Genomic DNA, 17,571 nt, shown 5'->3' on the forward strand with positions numbered 1-17,571 from the left:
ACTGGTATAGCTGCTCTTTTCAAACGTACAATGTACTAATCTTGCTGACATGCCATTTGCCTCATCTAAGAGGAAGGGAGGAGATGCAATGCTCGGGTTGGGGATCTTGTTGGTTGTCGTGACGATTGGAGTAGCAGTGGCGATCGGGTATCGGGCAAACGAAAGCGTGCGTCGTTTTGACGAGGAAGAGCACGAAAGCTTTATCGGATCGAAGAACAATTCATGAGCAAAGGAGGGGACGGAATGCAGCACGAAAGAGAAGATCAGTTGTTAGAAGACAAAAGAGACTTAAATAAGTTTGGGTACGCGCAGGAGCTTTTGCGGGATATGGGGGGATTCTCCAATTTCGCCATTTCCTTTTCCATCATTTCCATTTTGACTGGCGCTGTTTCTTTGTACGGACACGGTTTGCTATACGGTGGTTCCGGGATGATGGGCTTTGGTTGGACGATCGTCGCACTCTTCGTTATCTTGATTGCAGCCTCGATGTCGGAGCTTGCATCAGCGATTCCGACAGCTGGGGCACTGTATCACTGGGCGGCGATCCTGGGGAGTAAAAGATGGGGCTGGTACACGGCTTGGATCAACCTCATCGGACAAATCGGGATTGTAGCCGGGATTGACTATTCCTTTTCGTTGTTTGCCGATCCGCTCTTGGCAAGCGCATTTGGCTATACCTCGACAGAAACAACCACGCTGATTCTTTTCGGGATTACCCTTTTGCTCCACGGTGCCTTCAATCACATCGGGATTCGTCTGGTAGCGCGCCTGAACGATTTTTCCGCTTGGTATCACATCGGCGTGGTAGTCATCCTCGTCGGCAGCTTAGTTTTCTTTTCGCGTCATGAGCTGCAGCCGCTCGACTATTTGTTCCAGGTGGGGCAGACGTTTTCTGACAAGCCCTACGCCCTTGCTTTTCTGATTGGACTTTTGCAGGCGCAGTGGACGTTTACCGGATATGATGCATCTGCGCACACCATCGAAGAGACGATTAATCCGCGAGTTCGTGCGGCGTGGGGCATTTTTACATCGGTGGCCTTTTCTTTTATCTTCGGTTTTATCATGCTCGCCTTCGTTACCCTGTCCATCAAAAATGCGGCGGCGGCTAGTGAAGCGCCTAATGCGTTCATCTACGTCATCAGCGAAGCATTAGGCGGTACTTTCGGTTCGGTGGTGTTGTGGCTGGTGACCTTTGCGATGTGGTTCTGCGGCTTGGCATCGATCACATCGTTTTCGCGGATGCTCTACGCATTTTCCCGCGACAAAGGGATGCCCTGGAGCCGTCATTGGGCTGAAATCTCCACGAAATACAGAACGCCAGCGAAAGCCATCTGGCTGGTTATCATTTTGTCTTTTGCCCTTGCCTTGTTTGACTACATTGTCAAAAGAGTCAATCCGGAGGCGACGTATACGACGTTAGCCTTTTTGACGGCAGTAAGTGTTGTCGGCCTGTACGTAGCGTACGGCATTCCGCTCTATCTCAAGCTGCGTGCTGAGGCGAAAGGAGTATTCCAGCGCAAGCATTATGGCCCATGGAATTTGGGGAATTGGAGTAAAACGATCAATGTGCTCAGCTTGCTATGGATCATTTTCATCTCGATCATGATGGTGATTCCCCCTAACCAGACGGCTGGCTACGCCTTGATCGCCATGTTTGTCGTGCTGTTGATCATGGATTTGGCCTATTACAAGAATCACTTCCCTGGTCCACAAGCAGCTCTGAGCAAGTCGGAGGAAGAAATAAAAAGTCAGGAAGCCAAGTTTCGCGACTCCTAATCAAGCGCGATAAACGATCCAGCACTTTGTCGGGGCGATCCGGTAGAGTGCTTTTTTGTATAGAGAGGAGCGAGAAGCGGGGAACCTATTAAAAGAAATAGACTATCGCAAAAAAAGGAGCAAGTGAATGCAAAAAGCAAGGAGAGCACTATTGGTGATGGGCATCGTATCTGGGCTGTTGTATGGACCAGCTTGGGGGAAGTGGGGAGTCTTCGTCGTGGCTGCACAGGAGACGGCGAATCGATATGAGGTAGCCGGCATCACGAATCCGCAAGCATTTGAGGCTTTCTATAGAAAGCTCCAGGTCTGGGTGGCAAAAGGGAATAAGGCTGCTATCGCGAACCATGTGCAATATCCGCTTCGCGTGAACAAGGATGGACAGAGTCGATTGATTGCGACAGAGAAGCAATTTCTTGCCGAGCATGACCAGATTATGACGGAGAAAGTGAAGCAGGCACTCATACAGCAGGATGTAAAGAATACGTTTGTCAATTATCAGGGAGTCATGGTGGGAAACGGAGAGCTTTGGCTGAGGGAAAAAGAAAAGAAGTTTGTCATCGTGGCAGTCAATCAATGAAATCAAATCGAGAACCAGCCTCTTCCAGAGAAGGAAAATATAATTGGCTGGTTTTTTTTGTGCTCAGATCTTGAATGGGGTTTCACGAGTGTTTAGTTTAGTAAAAACTTCAGTTAAATTTATTTTATCATTCATAATGTTTGTTTAGCGTGGACATGTTCAGCTAAATTGACTAAACTATCTAATTAATCGGAAAGAATAGGAGGCTCACTAAAAATGGTGTCCACCTAAAAAGGACATTTGTCATTTCTATGTAATCATGGTATATTCACAAAAGGTTATTATTTTTAATTATACTTAACTATTGTGAATGATCGACAAAAAGGAGTGGTTGACCTTGAATTGGAATGCAGAGTCATTGGCAGCGGAAGTCGCGGATCAAGTCGTCGCATGGCGCCGCTATCTGCATCAAAACCCTGAGCTCTCTTTTCAGGAAAATAAAACATCTCAGTATATTTACGAAACATTATCGTCCTTTGGAAATCTGGAGATTAGTCGTCCCACTGCTACGAGTGTTGTGGCACGTCTTATCGGTGCACAGCCTGGTCCTGTACTTGGAATTCGCGCCGATATCGATGCTTTGCCGATTCAGGAAGAAAATCAAGTGCCATATGCTTCCTCCGAAGCGGGTGTGATGCATGCATGTGGCCATGACGGCCATACCGCTATGCTTTTAGGGACGGCCAAGATTTTGTCTCAATACAAGGAACAGATCAAGGGTGAGGTTCGATTCTTTTTCCAGCATGCAGAGGAGCTGCCGCCAGGTGGAGCTGCGGAGATCGTCAAGGCAGGCGCTGCCGACGGCTTGGATTCCATCATCGGTATCCATTTGGCGTCTTACATGCCTGTGGGAAAATTCGGTGTTCTCTATGGGGCGTTGACCTCATCCACAGACCGCTTCGATATCACGATCAAAGGAGTGGGCGGGCACTCCTCCCAACCGGAAATGACCGTAGATCCTATCGTGATCGGGGCGCAAGTCATCAACCATTTGCAGCAAATTGTTTCCCGTCATGTGAGTGCCTTGGAGAAGGTGGTCATCTCCGTAACGATGCTGAATGCAGGGACCGCTTACAACATTATTCCGGATACTTTGACGTTAACCGGATCTACGCGCTGCTTTGACGCAGAAATCCGCAAGAACATTCCGATGTGGATCGAACGAATCGTCAAAGGGGTAACGGATGCGCATGGAGCTTCCTACGAGTTCCGCTACTCATTGGGCTATTCGTCCGTCATCAATGACGCTGCCGTCACGAAGCTGATGGAAGAGACCATCCGTGAGGGCTGGGGCGAAGAAGAAATCATCTATATTGACCCGCTTATGCCGGGAGAAGATTTTTCAGCCTATTTGGAAAAAGCACCAGGCTGCTTCATTCAATTGGGAGCGGGCAACCCGGAAAAGGGATTCACTTATCCCCATCATCATCCGCGCTTTGACTTCGATGAAGATTGCCTCGCTCGAGGAGTAGAGCTATTCCTTCGTGCAGCTGAGAAAGTGGTAATGAAATAACAACAAAGATCGTACTGGGGGGTACATCATGACGGAGCAACGCGTTAATGTATTCAAGCTGCACTTCATTGTACTCGTACTGGTAGCTCTCACCGAGTTTATCGGTACGAAAAAAATCAACATCGGAATTGGCGTGATCGCTCTGTTCCCGATGCTCTATGCACTGGTTCTCGGGGGCTTTATCAGCTGGCCGAAATTCAAATGGCTCAAAGAAAACGAAATGAATGTGGCAGCAAATATTTTGGGACTTTCTTTCTTCCTTTTTATTTGCAAACTGGGGGCAAATATCGGTCCTGAGCTGCCGAAGCTGATGGGCTCTGGCGTATCGCTTTTGTTCCAAGAAGTAGGTCATATCGTCGGAACAATTGCCCTGGGGCTGCCGATTGCCCTGTGGCTCGGTTTGAAACGGGAAGCGATCGGGGCAACCTACTCGCTCGACCGTGAACCGAATCTCGCAATCGTGGTTGAAAAGTTCGGCGCGAATTCTGCAGAAGCCCGTGGTGCGCTCGGGGTCTACATCTGCGGTACGCTGTTCGGTGCGATCTACATGTCCATTCTGGCCAGCTTGCTAGGAAGCAGCGGGTTGTTCCATCCGATCTCACTCGCGATGGGAGCAGCTGTTGGTTCCGGTAGTATGATGGCAGCAGCGACAGGCTCTCTGGCGGTTATTTTTCCAGACGCGGCCAAGGACATTGCTTTCTATTCCGGCGCTGCCAATCTGATGATGAGCATCATCGGTACGTACGTATGTATTTTTGTTTCACTCCCACTCACCCAGCGCCTGTATGAACGGCTCGAGCCAATCATCGGACGCAAGAGTAAAAACAGCAACGTAGGGGGGCAAAAAAGCGCATGAATCAAATACTGACGATCTTACTCATTGGCGTAATTGCACTCATAGGTAACTGGATTGGCTATCAGGTGCCGCCGATGGAATCGCTGCCAGGTATTCTGTTGCTGGCACTCATTACAGTGATCGGGATGGGCTTCACGAAAATCCTGCCCTTCAAGTCGCCGGTCATCGTTTGGATTTCCTTGTTCGCGATGATTGCAACGTCTCCCTTCTTCCCGGGGAATGCATTCACCGCAGCTGCTATCGGTAAAATCAATCTGCTGGCGCTTGCGACACCGATCCTTGCCTACGCAGGGCTGTCTCTGGGGAAAGATATTCACTTGTTCAAACAGCTCAGCTGGAGAATTGTAGTCGTTTCCCTGGTAGTGTTCACGGGAACATTCCTTTTCGCCACCCTCTTTGCAGAAATTATCTTTAAGATCCAAGGGAAGTTCTAATTGCAGGAATGACCAGAAAGCCTCCATGTGCGTTTATGCACGGAGGTTTTCTTTATTCCGTGTTTACGTGCAATCAATCAAGTCAGGACCATTACTGTTTGAAGCAGAAGCTTGTCGAATTCAAGCTCTCTCGTGGTACAAAATGAATTGATCGATCAGGAAATGACGGTTATACTCGTAATAATCAGAACATTACGGGACACATAGAGAGAGACAGGAGTGGAGAAATCATGATTATCGATGTGAAAAATGTCAGCTGGCAGCGCGATGAGACGACTATCCTGGACCAGATTAACTGGCAGGTCAGTGAAGGGGAGCACTGGTGTCTGGTAGGGTTAAACGGTTCCGGAAAGACGAGTCTACTGAAAATTATCAGTGGATACACATGGCCGACAAAAGGGGAAGTCAGTGTTCTGGACAATCTCTACGGAACCGTTGACCTGCGGGAGGTTCGCAAATCAATCGGGTGGGTGAGCACGTCGCTGATGTCACAGCTTCACGAGCATGAGACGGCCTTTCGCGTGATTCTGAGCGGCAGGGAAGCGACGATTGGCCTGTACACAGCTCCAACAGAGGAGGACAAGCAGCAGGCACAGGAGCTCCTCGAGATGTTTCGCTGTGTGCATTTGAAGAATCGGCCATACGGCGCTCTCTCCCAAGGGGAGCGGCAAAAAGTGCTGATCGCCCGTGCACTCATGGCCAAGCCTCGTCTGTTGATTTTGGACGAGCCATGTACAGGACTCGATTTGCTGTCTCGAGAGCAGCTGCTCGCCATGATCGAGCAGATCGCAAAACAACCGGGCGGACCAGCACTGGTGTACGTCACCCATCATATCGAGGAAATTTTGCCTTGCTTTACCCACACCCTGCTCCTAAAGGATGGCAAAGTGTATCAGGCAGGTGAGAACGACCAGGTTCTGACAACGGACGAGCTGTCACGCTTTTTCGGCGTGAGCGTAAATATCCACCGTTCGCAGGGACGTTCCTGGATCAGTCTCGGCGAAGAGGCGATCGTTCGCTAAGTTTATTGGCGAAAGCACGAGAGCTTATGATTGTGTATAATAGGTGTAAGGAACTGAATCTGGGAGGAGAGGAGAGATGGAGGCATGACCAATGTGGTTGCACCGATCGCAGACTCCACCTGGGCGATCATCACCTATGAAGAAGCATGGAAAAGCTACATCAATAGCTATGTGATCAAACAGGGTGACGCGTTTGTGTTGATTGATTCCCAATTGCGGAAGCATCGGGCCTTTTTTCAAAAATCGCTTGAGGATATCGGGGCATCGGCAGAAAAAATAGAGTATGTATACTTTACCCATCGCCACCCTGATCATATCGGCAATGCCGACTTGTTTCCATCCCGGATCAACTGGATTCATCTGGATGATTACTACGAGCTGGACGATTTTTCCCAAACGATGTTCGGCCATACGTTTACCGGTTCTGGGGGAGATCTTCCATCGCTTCGTTTTCGACAATTGTCCTATCACACAGAAGGATCTGTCGCCTTATTCGACCCGCAATCGAAGGTCTGCTTTACAGGCGATCACCTTTGTTTTCCGGATGCGGAGCTTGGCAGCGTGGAAGGGGATCTGCCCGACGTTCGCGAGGCGTATAAGCAATATATTCAGATGTGGAAGGCAAAAGAGCCGGAGCGCGCTGTTGAGTATGCGGAAGGTCTGGAAATTTTGCTGGATTGGCCCATCGAAATATTGGCGACAGGACACGGACCGATTTTGAAAGGGAATATCGTCCCTTTTATACAAGAGATCCTGACGATCGTTCGCGGATAGCAAGCAAAAAGACTTGGACGGCTGACACTTCTCGCCGACACAAGTCTTTTTATTGTGGGTGCTTATTTTTTCTTCTCTTGCTCTACAAGAGCCGGATCGAGGATTTCGACGTTGTATTTCTTGTGCAGATCTTCCAGCCATTTGTCGATGTTGGCTCTTCTGTTTTTATCTTTTACTTTTTCGGTAATGTCAGGACGAGCTTGTTCCAGTGTTTGCTTTTCATACTTGTCCTTATTTTTCTCATAGTAGGCCTTGATTTGGTCCTCGGTGACAGGGAAGGCTTTCTCGAGCAGCTTGTCCCGCAGGATGATCAAGCGCGTCTTCTCACGGAACTCGGCTTCCGTCGCGCCTTTTCCGTCCAGGTACTCCTGGAATTTATCTGCCGAGCCCAGCTTTTCCTTAATCGGGTTAATGACTTTGTCCAGTTCCTCATCAGTCACGGTAACGCCTTGGGCTTTTCCTTCGAGTCGGTAAAGCTCAGCAGCTACCAGCTGTGTCATGGCGTTCGGACCCGATTTGAGCTTGATGGAATCATATACTTGATTTTGAGTAATCGTGGTATCACCAATCTTGGCTACCACTGGATCGGAAGAAGCTGTCCCAGTACCTTTTGCTTGAGACACGCCGATGACAGCGAGGCCGAGGATTAATACGGATACAGTGAGAATGGATACATCGAACTTTTTCATAGAGTTGACCCTCTCTTTCGTGCTTATCTGCCAAACAGTATAGGGTGTACATACGGGAGAAATATGTAACCCCTTCTTACAAGAATTCCACATTTGCTAGGAACTTATGGGAGCGCATTGACGCAGCAAAAATTCGCCTCCAAACAAAGGAAAAACCGCACAGCCAAAACGATTGTGCGGCTTGTGATTCCAATTGACTTCTATTTGCTATCCTGCTTGCGTGGATGCTTTTTGCCATTCTTCCAAACGTTTCTCCAGCTCAGTACGGTTCAAATGCAGAAAACTGGATGAAGATTTGCCCATTAATTGACGCAGGTGGGTGAGGGCGCGTTCGTAATTTCCTTTTGCTGCTTCGATCTCAGCCAGACAAAATAGTCTCCATTCACGGCCAGAGCGTTTGGAAGCGATCAGCTGATAGGCTTCCCACGCACTTTCGACTTCTCCCAGACGAGCGTGCGAACAAGCGATGAGCGCCAGCGAATCTGTCATGCCTTGATCGCGCTGATAGATGCGAAAAGCGACTTCCAGCGCTTCGCTGTAGCGACCGGAGGAATAGTAGACGATGGCCAGGTTGTAGAACAAATAGTGAATCATGGCTTGGTTGAACAGGGAGGGCTGATCTTTGCAAACATGAATTCCCTGTACGATGAACTTTTCCGCTAGTTCGTAATTGCCCGTCATGATTTCATGGGTGGATTTATCCAGCATAGCGACTGCGCGCGAACGATTTTTTCGGTACGAGGCATCCAGCCAGCGGAGCCTGACATTTGCGCGCCGCTTGTTCAGATTGGCCATATATTGAAAGCGGAAAGGCCAATGCAGTCGGATAAACATGACCACGAGCACGACCGCAACCCCCGCCAAAGTTGATGTCAGATTCAGATTCAAATAATCCACGGAGTTGACACCCTCTCTTCCCAGCTGCTTCTACTCATCCATCTTAGCACAGAACCTGTCAGCATGACAGAGAGTTGCCTTTATTTCGTCAGAGGAAGAGTAGCGAGCTGGCGTTTGCCAGATAGATCCTGGGCCATCACTTTCCCTTCAGAGACCGTGTAGAGCGTGTCGTTGATGGTGAGAATCCGATTGATATTGTTCTGGCTGTTGTACCAGCCGTCGCCTGATTTTTTCATTTCTTCATCAGACAGATGGGTAATCTTACTTTGGAGCGTAAAGCCAGATTTCAGATTCAATTGGTAGACATACGCTCCTTGGAAGGCAAATTGTCCATATGCGTGGATGTCGTTTTGCGCCTTCTGCTCAGCAGTCCATTCCATGACGGTCACAGGGAAGGCGAGCAGCTCTTTTTCCTTGGAAAAGAGGAGAGCTTTGTGGTTCGTCAAAAGCTCAGAATCTGTCCCGCGGTCGCCGATGACGGTCTTGTACTGCTCTTTTGGATGTTTGACGTCGGTCACATCGAAGAGCGCGATCTTCATCCCCTGATAGAAAGCCATATCCTTGTCCGATTCCGCGTCCTTCCCGAAGCCGATGATATGATTTTCATCATACGGATGCAAGTAATCACTGTATCCAGGAATTTTCAGAGCACCAAGGATAGATGGAGAAGACGGCTTCGCCAGATCGATGACAAACAGAGGATCTACCTTTTTAAAGGTGACCATGTAAGCGCGGTTTCCCATGAAACGAACGGAAAAAATGCGCTCGCCGGGGGCGATGCCTTCCAGCTTCCCATAGGTCTGCAGCTTCTGGTCAAGCACGTACAGATTGTTTTTGGACGTGTTTTCATCCGTACGCCACATGTCCCCGGTAGTCGTTGCGATGCGCAGATACCCGTCGTGCTCGTCGAGGGAAAACTGGTTGAGAATACGGCCAGGAACGGTTCCTTTTCCTGAGTATGTTAGCAAACCGTCTGCCATTCCAAAGCGATAGACGGTAGTATCGGACTTCAGCGGTACCGGCATGAACTGAGCTGTCTGTGCATTTTTCGAGGGGGCTTCATACTCTGTGACGGCTACATACAGACGATCTGTGGAAGCATACACATTTTCCCCAGCACCCAGATACGTGTGCAAGGACATTTTTTGCTGCGGGCGATCCAGATTGACACCAGCTACCATTAAATAGTCGGGCTGAACGTTTTCAGGGAAGTAGCGGATGTCCGAATAGGGAACCGTTTGATACTGATCACTCTGGGCACTGTCCCGATAGAGAGGGCCGGGAAACTCCTCTTTGCCCTCGAAGATCTCGTACGTGTTTACATACTGATTGGCCGTTACGTATAGGTTCGGACCAATTTTACGAGAAGTGAGGTATTGGCCTTCTACCTCCACCTGACGGGTCAATTGTGGGTGGGACTTGTCACGGATGTCGTAAATCATGGCTTTGACCGTTTGCTTTTCGTGATAGGTAGGAAGTCTTCGTTTGGAAACGAAAGGAGCCGGCTGGTTGACGGACTCCCTATTTTGACCGATAACGATCAGCTGATCGCCATCTACATACAGTTCTACAGGATGAAAGAGTCCGTTGTCGTAGGTGATGCGGCTGCTGATTTTCATACGGGTGGCCGGGTACGCCTGGATGATTCGCACTTCCTGGGCAGTCGCTTGATAGATGTGAGAACCGTCTGTTTTGACGATGTCCGCTTCGTCTACTCCTTGCACCTGCGTGTTGGTCGTCGAATAATTAAGGGAAGCCTCCCTTGTCTTTGCTTGCGGAGCGGCAGAGACCGCGGCTGACTCCATGACAGGTGCGTAAACGATGGTGTTTTGGTTTTGCCATTGAGTCTCCAACAGCTTTTTCAGCTGAGTGTAGGATCCGACAACGGGGAGGCCTTCCTTGGGATGGGGTGGTGCTTCTTCTCCCATCGCGCCATTTCCCCCGAACAACGGGATGATCGCCAGCGTAAAGCTTGCAGCGACGAGCAGAGCGCGCCAGCTTTTTTTCATCGTATTCCCCCTATTCGTTTTTTTGTTTCTCTGTAGTTCACTGTCTATAAGACGAAGAGCTTCAGCAAATGTTTCACACTTCTTCCCGCACAATCTACGGACAGGGGAGATAGCGTGTGCTATAATAATAGGCGGTTTATGATACCAATCACACCACTTCGTCAAAAGGGGCGTCATAGATGGAAAAGTTGAAGCAAAGCATCCTGGAGCTGATCACGGATACGTCCACAAACCTGCCACCGGACGTACGTCGTGCGGTCAATGCCGCAAAAGTGCAAGAAGATTTGGGCACTCGCGCAGCGCTTTCTTTGTCGACAATTGCACAAAACGTAGTCATGGCTGAAGAAAACGTTTCTCCAATCTGTCAGGATACTGGCATGCCGACATTTGAAGTGAAAACACCGGTTGGCGTGAACCAGCTGATTATCAAAAAGGCTATCAAGGAAATGATCGCGGAGGCGACCAAAACAGGGAAGCTGCGTTCCAACTCCGTAGATTCCTTGACGGGAGCAAACACAGGGGACAACCTCGGACCTGGTACTCCTGTCATTCACTTCGAGCAATGGGAAGAAGATGAAATTGAGATCAAGCTGATCCTCAAAGGCGGCGGCTGTGAGAACAAAAACATTCAATACTCCCTGCCTTGTGAGCTCGAAGGTCTCGGCAAAGTAGGCCGCAACCTGGATGGCATTCGTAAATGCATTCTGCATGCGGTATACCAAGCCCAAGGTCAAGGCTGCTCTGCAGGCTTCATTGGCGTAGGGATCGGTGGCGACCGCACATCCGGCTATGCTCTGGCAAAACACCAGCTGTTCCGCAAAGTGGATGATGTGAACCCGATTCCGGAACTGGCTGAGCTGGAAAGCTACATCATGGAAACCGCAAACCAGCTGGGTATCGGTACTATGGGCTTTGGTGGAAACGCTACCTTGCTTGGCTGTAAAGTAGGGGTAGAAAACCGTCTGCCAGCAAGCTTCTTCGTATCGGTAGCATACAACTGCTGGGCATTCCGTCGCCAAGGCGTACGCCTGAACGCGGAAACAGGCGAAATTCTCCGTTACCTGTACAAAGACGAAGAAGTAAAAATGGACCTGTCTTCAGTGGCAGCAGCTGAAGAGAAAGAAGAGCGCAGAGAGGTTGTCCTGCAAGCTCCTATTTCCGAAGAGCAAATCCGTAGCCTGAAAGTGGGCGACGTGGTAATCATCAACGGCGAAATGCATACAGGTCGCGATGCGCTGCACAGCTACTTGATGGAAAATGATTGCCCTGTTGACCTGAACGGTGGCATCATCTACCACTGTGGTCCGGTTATGCTGAAAGACGAAGCAGGCCAGTGGCATGTAAAAGCTGCTGGTCCGACTACCTCCATTCGCGAGGAGCCATATCAAGGCGACATCATTAAAAAGTTTGGTATCCGTGCCGTTATCGGAAAAGGCGGTATGGGTGCAAAAACACTGAAAGCACTGGGTGAGCATGGAGCTGTTTACCTCAATGCAATCGGTGGAGCCGCACAGTACTACGCAGAATGCTTGGAAAAAGTAGAAGGTGTAGACTTTATGGAATTCGGTATTCCAGAAGCCATGTGGCATCTGCGTGTGAAGGGCTTTGCTGCGATCGTTACGATGGATTCGCATGGCAACAGCTTGCACGCAGACGTAGAGAAGACTTCCTTTGAAAAATTGGCGCAATTTGCTGCACCGGTATTTAAATAAGAAGATTGGAAAGCCTCTGGCACCTGTGTGGTTGCTGGAGGCTTTTTTCGTATGCGCGCCTGTGCAAGGTGAAAATGGCACGGCATATATACTGGGTATTTGACCATTCTTCTGAAAAATGGGTATTGGTTTAGGTTCGGCGTTTGCGGGCGGGCATAGGTTAATAGCGAAAGGATACCGAGAAGGAGTGATCGCGAGTGAACTATGTAGTCCGTGCGGGTGATACACTCAACAGCATCGCTGCCCGCTTTGGGGTACCTGTACAAGAATTGATCCGCGTAAATAATATCGCATATCCTTATTACATTTACGTCGGACAGACAATCTACATCCCAACAGCTGCGACGCCTGCCCCAACCCCGCCGCCCATGAGTGATTTCGACCGCCGTTTGACGCGTGTAGAGTATCGAGTAGATGCATTGCGCGATGACTACACCAAGCTGAATGATCGCGTAGATCGGCTGGAAACGAGAATGACACGTGTGGAAAATCGAGTAACCAATCTGGAGCGTCCACCGGCACCACCACCTCGTCCACGCCCGACTACAACCCCGACCCCTCGTCCAAGGACATAATGATAGCTTCGTACGGAAAATGCCCGAAAGCTGCCTTCGGGCATTTTGTGTGTCCTTTATTTTTTTCTGAATTCACGATTTCCCTTATACGGGTTTCTGCATAGGGTGATAGGAGAGGACCAAGAGGAGGTGCGGCCATGTTTGGACTGAACGGGAAAACGGTGAAACACCACTTCATGGGCGTCTATGGAAAAGTGGTGCAGATTCGTGAACTGGTGGAAGTGCTGGATAACGTCTTTGATTCCTTCCACAAGGTGAACTCGATCAGCAAGACGATGCTTGGACCACGTAAGCCTAGTGCCAAAAAGCTGGATCGACTTCGCTAAACGAGTCACGTAAAGAACCCCGCTGCCAAAAAATGCAGGGGTTCTTTCGTCGTATTCATCAGAAAAACGGACCAAGCCTTAAGGGTGCTGATTCTTCTGCATCGCTTGCATGCCCATTTTGACCATTTCTTTCACCATGCCGCCACCCAATCTTCCCCCAATCCGGCCCGCATCATGGGAGCTAAGCTGCCCGTTATATCCTTTTTGCAACGGGACATCCAGCTCACGGGCGACTTCATATTTGGCCGCATTCGGGTCGGCTACCTGAGCAATTCGTGCTTTCAAGGCGTCCAGACCGGATTGGGAGTTCGCGACTAGAGGGCGTCTGCGTCTGCTCATGTACAATCACCTCTACCCTTAGGTTGCCCGTTTAGACCAAAGCCTTGCGTTCTGTAAAGTTTGTTTCGGGATAGTAGGTATTGGCAACGAGCAAGTTCGGACCCGCACAGCTGGCGATTGGACAGAAGCAGTTGATTTTTTGGTTTAGCGCATGGTCTTGCCATTTATCAAACATGGTCTGGAGGCGGTCGCTCGAAATATTGCCAAGCGGTTCCACATCACCAAAGTCCGTAACGATGACATCGCCTGTAAAAATGTTGATGTTCAAGCGGTTACGTCCGTCTGGGTCGTTGCGCGTCGTCACATTGGGGGCTTCCCGCAGGCGCTTGATCAGCTGCCGATCCTCTTCTAGGGAGCTGCATGCGAAAAAGGGCAGAGTGCCAAAGAGCATCCACAAATCCTCGTTGCGAATATCGAGCATCTGATGAACGGCGGCCCGCAATTCATCCAGGGAAAGGACATCCAGCTCACGGGCGAAATCACTCGCATACATAGGGTGAACCTCGTGACGGCGAGCGCCCATCTGCTGGATTTGCTCATGAAGCTTCGCAAGCTTCGGCCAAGTGCGATGGTTCAGCATCGTCTCCGCTGAGACAAAGACACCAGCTTCCGCCAGCTTTTTCGAGCTCTCCATGATACCTGTAAAGAGGGCTTCTGCCTGGTTGGATGAAACCGACTGTCTCGCTTTTGCGTAAACAATATCATGGAATTCTTCTGGCGTAGACCAGTTCCATGAAATATGCATGACATCTATGTAGGGCAGGATCAGCTCGTAACGAGAAAAGGGCATCGTCATGTTGGAGTTGATTTGCGTTCGCAAGCCGCGTTTTGTCGCGTACTTCAGGATGGGCAGGATGACCTCTTTGACCGTACGTTCACTGTACATCGGTTCTCCGCCTGTTATACTGAGAGTGAGCAAATCGCTGGCTTCATCCAATCGACGAAGGATGAGGTCGACGGGGAGAGCAGGATCGTCTTTGTAACGCAATGTATCACCAACAGCACAATGCTCACAGCGGAGATTGCACAGATTCGTTACAGTAAATTCGACGCTGGTCAATTTGTAATTGGGTGGTGTCGCATTGAACAGCGGCTCCCATGGATCTTGCCTTGGTGTAAGTGGTGTAGTTGGAACCATGCGGATCAATTGTTGAAACCTCCTTCATTCTGCGTACATTCAACCTATTATAACGACATTCGAGCGGAAGGAGAATAGCTAACAGATGATTATGGGGATGTCTTTTAGTCGTGGAGTGCTGTTTCACGATCGAAATGTGCTGGCTTGTGCGGAAGTAAAAGACGGAGTTATCCATTTGTGGGCGGAAAAAATAACCATTCGAACCATCGGCAAGCTATGGCTTCGGATTTTTTTCTCCTTTCCTTGGTATTATCAGCTATTTCATTTCCTGTTGGCTGCTTATGTGGTTGCAGCTTTCTTGTACCCTTCCCTGGAGATCGTTGACCCCATGTGGGTGGCTGTCTACATAGGAGGCCTTCATTTCGTCTTTCCCAGTGTCATGAAAAAGTTTCATGGGGCGGAGCATAAAGTATTTAGCCACTACGGGAAAAAATCAATGGGTGCACTCGGGGAGGTTGCGAAGGCGAATATCGTCAATGCAGGCTGCTCAACAAATTTAGTCGTTTGGTTTTTCGTCGGTTTTTTGCTCACGGTCTTGTTGCTCCCTTTGGAATGGAGTGTGGCTGCCGGTGTAGCGACTCTGCTCGCTGGAATGTTCGGTGAACGGTATTTGCGCAAATACTGCGGGTTTGCGTATAAGCTCTCAGAGTTTTTCCAGAAGCATTTTACGACCAAGGAGCCGGATCGGATTCACCTGGAGACAGCCTTGCGTTCCTACATCTTATTCGAGCATATCCGGGAAAAAGAACGGCAGGCGGCATAACAAGCGAGCGCGCTGGGGCATCGGCACAGAGACGGTGCCTTTTCTGTTCTTTATAATATTCCTTTACAAGAATATTCCTTATGGTGTATATTATGAGTAACACATAGACGACTAGTGCGATTAGGGGGACGATACCCAAGAAGATCGGATGACGAGGTGAGCAGCATGCCAGGAAATAAGCCTGTCATGGAAGTAGCGACGTTGAGTGCTTTGGCCGAACCAAATCGAATGCAGATCGTTGAACTCTTGCGCGACGGTCCTTTGACGGTAGGGGAAATCGCCGACCGGTTGGGGTTGCGCCAGCCCCAGGCTTCCAAGCATTTGAAGGTTCTGAGTGAAAACGGAATATTGGAAGTGAAGGCAGAGGCCAACAGGCGTATTTACAAGCTGAGGTCGGAGCCTTTTCAAGCACTGGATACTTGGGTTAAGTCCTTCCAAAGTGTCATGGAAAGCAGATTTGACAATTTGGAAGAGTATTTGCGGGAATTGCAGGGCAAGGAAAATAAAAATCAAGCAAATCCTTGAGGAGGAATTACAGTGGCAAACAGCTCAATGGTTTCACGTGTTGAGAACGAACGGGTATTGGTGCTGGAGCGCGTATTCGATGCGCCGCGTGAGCTTGTCTTCCAGATGTTTAAAGAGCCTGAGCATCTCAAGCGCTGGTGGGGACCGAGAGGCTGGGAGGTGCCCGTCTGCAGCATCGATTTCCGTCCAGGTGGCGTATGGCATTACTGCATGAAGTGCGTCGATCAGAACCAGGGTGATTTTTTCGGTATGGAGTCCTGGGGGAAAGGCGTTTATGCGGAAATTGTAGAGCCGGAAAAGATCGTCTACACGGACTACTTTGCGGACGCCGAAGGAAATGTGAACGAGGAATTGCCATCGACTAAGGTCACCTTGGAATTTATTGATCTTGAAGGCAAAACCAAGCTGGTCAACCGTGGGGAATATGTGTCCGCAGAGGCGCTTAAGACCGTCATCGATATGGGAATGCTGCAGGGCATCACCGAAACATGGGATCGTCTGGAAGAGCGTCTGCAGGAAGTAAAGTAACGCGAATAGATACGGCCGCCTGGCGACGAGAGCAGGCGGCCTTTTTCTTTCGGATTAGGCATGGGATGTTAGCGGAAACAGAATCGGCTGTTGATCATCGAATAAGATTGGACGGACGAACAGAGTATCGTGGGGCTCCGTAATCCTGGCAGACACAATATTCTGATTGTCATTATCAGGGATAAAGTGAAACTGGATGGTATTCGTATCCGCATGAATCAGATGGCTGACGACTTGCTCCACATCGAACGGCCGTTTACTGATGATATCGAAAATGTTCAAATGACGATCCGTTTGAGAAAAGAGGACAATCACATCCTCTTGTTCTACATAATAAACTTCATCTGGAAAAGCCAGCAGGAAATAAAACATCAAGAGGGACGGGTTATTCTTTATTCCCAGTCGTGTCGATACAGGTATTCTTTCATGGGCAAATTCCTGCATCAACGCAAGATCAGCCTCGTTGCTGCCGTCTAGCTTGCGCAGGGCGGATTTTTGTTGAGCATGCGTGGTAAGCTCCGCTGTATTTAGGAAAAAATGACTTTCTTGCACTTTCTCAAAACCGAATTTCGGATAAAAGTCGAGGACCGTATCATTTGCAAACAAATAAAGAAAATCATACTCTCCCTCATATTGATCGATGATATGATGCATCAATTTGGCGGACAGTCCTTGCTGACGATAGTCTGGATGCGTCATTACCGTGCCTATTTGGAGTGCCTTATACTCCTTGCCATTTGCCGTTACGACCATTTTATTTATCGAAGCATTCGCAATGATTCGATCCTTGTCCATATAGGAGTAACAGATGTAATCGTCAGTCCAGAATCCCTTGTTGTACCACGTGCGAAAATCCAGCTGAAATACTTGCATAGCGAGCTGATTAAAGCTCTCCCTGCATGTTTCGTTTTGCCTGTAGTCGCTTATGAATAAATAGTCCCTCATCCTGCACCCTCCATTTCTGTCGTTGTTTTCCCCTCCAAAATTAGGCGATCCCGTTCTAGACAAAAAAGACCATAAGAAGTAGCTCTTCTCATGGTCAAATTTCCGGATGGAATCCACACGATCCCGAAAGATGGCCTGTTGGTAACCTTATCATTGTATCCTGATTCTTTATC

The 17,571-nt window shown here is 49.2% G+C and carries 20 protein-coding genes; 14 read left to right on the forward strand and 6 right to left on the reverse strand.

From position 1 onward, the window contains the following. The first annotated feature begins 88 nt into the window (after positions 1-88). The 8 genes from ACLIN2_RS11760 to ACLIN2_RS11795 all read left to right on the forward strand — a co-directional run bounded on the left by ACLIN2_RS11760 (position 89) and on the right by ACLIN2_RS11795 (position 6,952). The gene (locus ACLIN2_RS11760) at positions 89-226 is read left to right on the forward strand and encodes a hypothetical protein (RefSeq protein ID WP_170184315.1); all 138 of its coding nucleotides are present in this window, start codon (positions 89-91) and stop codon (positions 224-226) included. Positions 227-243: 17 nt separating this feature from the next. After that, a complete protein-coding gene (locus tag ACLIN2_RS11765; RefSeq protein WP_400582170.1) occupies positions 244-1,776 on the forward strand; it encodes an amino acid permease in 1,533 nt (510 codons plus the stop codon). A gap of 127 nt (positions 1,777-1,903) precedes the next feature. Beyond that, positions 1,904-2,353, forward strand: coding sequence for a hypothetical protein (locus ACLIN2_RS11770; protein WP_411504115.1), 450 nt, complete (start codon positions 1,904-1,906; stop codon positions 2,351-2,353). A gap of 337 nt (positions 2,354-2,690) precedes the next feature. Continuing rightward, positions 2,691-3,866, forward strand: coding sequence for an amidohydrolase (locus ACLIN2_RS11775; protein WP_183192848.1), 1,176 nt, complete (start codon positions 2,691-2,693; stop codon positions 3,864-3,866). Positions 3,867-3,894: 28 nt separating this feature from the next. Then, positions 3,895-4,722, forward strand: a complete 828-nt coding sequence (locus tag ACLIN2_RS11780; RefSeq protein WP_327929970.1) for a DUF3100 domain-containing protein — start codon at positions 3,895-3,897, stop codon at positions 4,720-4,722. Then, positions 4,719-5,156, forward strand: coding sequence for a hypothetical protein (locus ACLIN2_RS11785; RefSeq protein WP_092267982.1), 438 nt, complete (start codon positions 4,719-4,721; stop codon positions 5,154-5,156). Before ACLIN2_RS11780 ends, ACLIN2_RS11785 begins: the two co-directional genes overlap by 4 nt. Positions 5,157-5,386: 230 nt before the next feature. Further along, positions 5,387-6,178: an ABC transporter ATP-binding protein gene (locus ACLIN2_RS11790; RefSeq protein ID WP_310234969.1), complete on the forward strand. Its 792-nt coding sequence runs from the start codon at positions 5,387-5,389 to the stop codon at positions 6,176-6,178. An 84-nt stretch (positions 6,179-6,262) separates the two neighbouring features. Next, on the forward strand, positions 6,263-6,952 hold the full coding sequence (locus tag ACLIN2_RS11795) for an MBL fold metallo-hydrolase (protein WP_327929972.1): 690 nt from the start codon (positions 6,263-6,265) through the stop codon (positions 6,950-6,952). A 62-nt stretch (positions 6,953-7,014) separates the two neighbouring features. On the opposite strand, the gene ACLIN2_RS11800 is transcribed toward ACLIN2_RS11795, so the two are convergent. From ACLIN2_RS11800 to ACLIN2_RS11810, 3 genes are all read right to left on the reverse strand, one after another. Beyond that, complete coding sequence (locus ACLIN2_RS11800; protein ID WP_411504116.1) at positions 7,015-7,641, reverse strand: peptidylprolyl isomerase; 627 nt, start codon at positions 7,639-7,641, stop codon at positions 7,015-7,017. 207 nt (positions 7,642-7,848) lie between these two features. Continuing rightward, complete coding sequence (locus tag ACLIN2_RS11805) at positions 7,849-8,538, reverse strand: tetratricopeptide repeat protein (RefSeq protein WP_092267986.1); 690 nt, start codon at positions 8,536-8,538, stop codon at positions 7,849-7,851. A gap of 80 nt (positions 8,539-8,618) precedes the next feature. Further along, positions 8,619-10,547, reverse strand: a complete 1,929-nt coding sequence (locus ACLIN2_RS11810) for a beta-propeller domain-containing protein (protein WP_411504117.1) — start codon at positions 10,545-10,547, stop codon at positions 8,619-8,621. A gap of 179 nt (positions 10,548-10,726) precedes the next feature. Between ACLIN2_RS11810 and ACLIN2_RS11815 the strand changes: the two genes are divergently transcribed. The 3 genes from ACLIN2_RS11815 to ACLIN2_RS11825 all read left to right on the forward strand — a co-directional run bounded on the left by ACLIN2_RS11815 (position 10,727) and on the right by ACLIN2_RS11825 (position 13,160). Beyond that, complete coding sequence (locus tag ACLIN2_RS11815; protein ID WP_411504118.1) at positions 10,727-12,259, forward strand: fumarate hydratase; 1,533 nt, start codon at positions 10,727-10,729, stop codon at positions 12,257-12,259. A gap of 197 nt (positions 12,260-12,456) precedes the next feature. Further along, on the forward strand, positions 12,457-12,834 hold the full coding sequence (locus ACLIN2_RS11820) for a LysM peptidoglycan-binding domain-containing protein (protein ID WP_092267989.1): 378 nt from the start codon (positions 12,457-12,459) through the stop codon (positions 12,832-12,834). A gap of 137 nt (positions 12,835-12,971) precedes the next feature. After that, on the forward strand, positions 12,972-13,160 hold the full coding sequence (locus ACLIN2_RS11825; protein WP_092267990.1) for a hypothetical protein: 189 nt from the start codon (positions 12,972-12,974) through the stop codon (positions 13,158-13,160). Positions 13,161-13,238: 78 nt separating this feature from the next. On the opposite strand, the gene ACLIN2_RS11830 is transcribed toward ACLIN2_RS11825, so the two are convergent. Together ACLIN2_RS11830 and yfkAB are read right to left on the reverse strand one after the other, a co-directional pair. Further along, a complete protein-coding gene (locus tag ACLIN2_RS11830; RefSeq protein ID WP_411504119.1) occupies positions 13,239-13,499 on the reverse strand; it encodes a small, acid-soluble spore protein, alpha/beta type in 261 nt (86 codons plus the stop codon). Between the two features lie 31 nt (positions 13,500-13,530). Beyond that, complete coding sequence (yfkAB, locus tag ACLIN2_RS11835) at positions 13,531-14,646, reverse strand: radical SAM/CxCxxxxC motif protein YfkAB (protein WP_411504120.1); 1,116 nt, start codon at positions 14,644-14,646, stop codon at positions 13,531-13,533. 76 nt (positions 14,647-14,722) lie between these two features. Between yfkAB and ACLIN2_RS11840 the strand changes: the two genes are divergently transcribed. From ACLIN2_RS11840 to ACLIN2_RS11850, 3 genes are all read left to right on the forward strand, one after another. Further along, positions 14,723-15,400 (forward strand): DUF1385 domain-containing protein, encoded by a 678-nt coding sequence (locus ACLIN2_RS11840; protein WP_411504121.1) that lies wholly within the window; start codon positions 14,723-14,725, stop codon positions 15,398-15,400. A 165-nt stretch (positions 15,401-15,565) separates the two neighbouring features. Beyond that, entirely contained in the window at positions 15,566-15,925 is a 360-nt protein-coding gene (locus tag ACLIN2_RS11845; RefSeq protein ID WP_092267994.1) for an ArsR/SmtB family transcription factor, read from the forward strand. Between the two features lie 12 nt (positions 15,926-15,937). Further along, the gene (locus ACLIN2_RS11850; RefSeq protein ID WP_310234989.1) at positions 15,938-16,453 is read left to right on the forward strand and encodes an SRPBCC domain-containing protein; all 516 of its coding nucleotides are present in this window, start codon (positions 15,938-15,940) and stop codon (positions 16,451-16,453) included. Between the two features lie 54 nt (positions 16,454-16,507). Here ACLIN2_RS11850 and ACLIN2_RS11855 read toward each other — a convergent pair whose 3' ends face one another. Continuing rightward, positions 16,508-17,398 (reverse strand): GNAT family N-acetyltransferase, encoded by an 891-nt coding sequence (locus ACLIN2_RS11855; protein WP_411504122.1) that lies wholly within the window; start codon positions 17,396-17,398, stop codon positions 16,508-16,510. Positions 17,399-17,571: the final 173 nt, after the last annotated feature.

Source organism: Brevibacillus centrosporus, from assembly GCF_046622605.1.
Taxonomy (GTDB): Bacteria; Bacillota; Bacilli; order Brevibacillales; family Brevibacillaceae; genus Brevibacillus; species Brevibacillus centrosporus.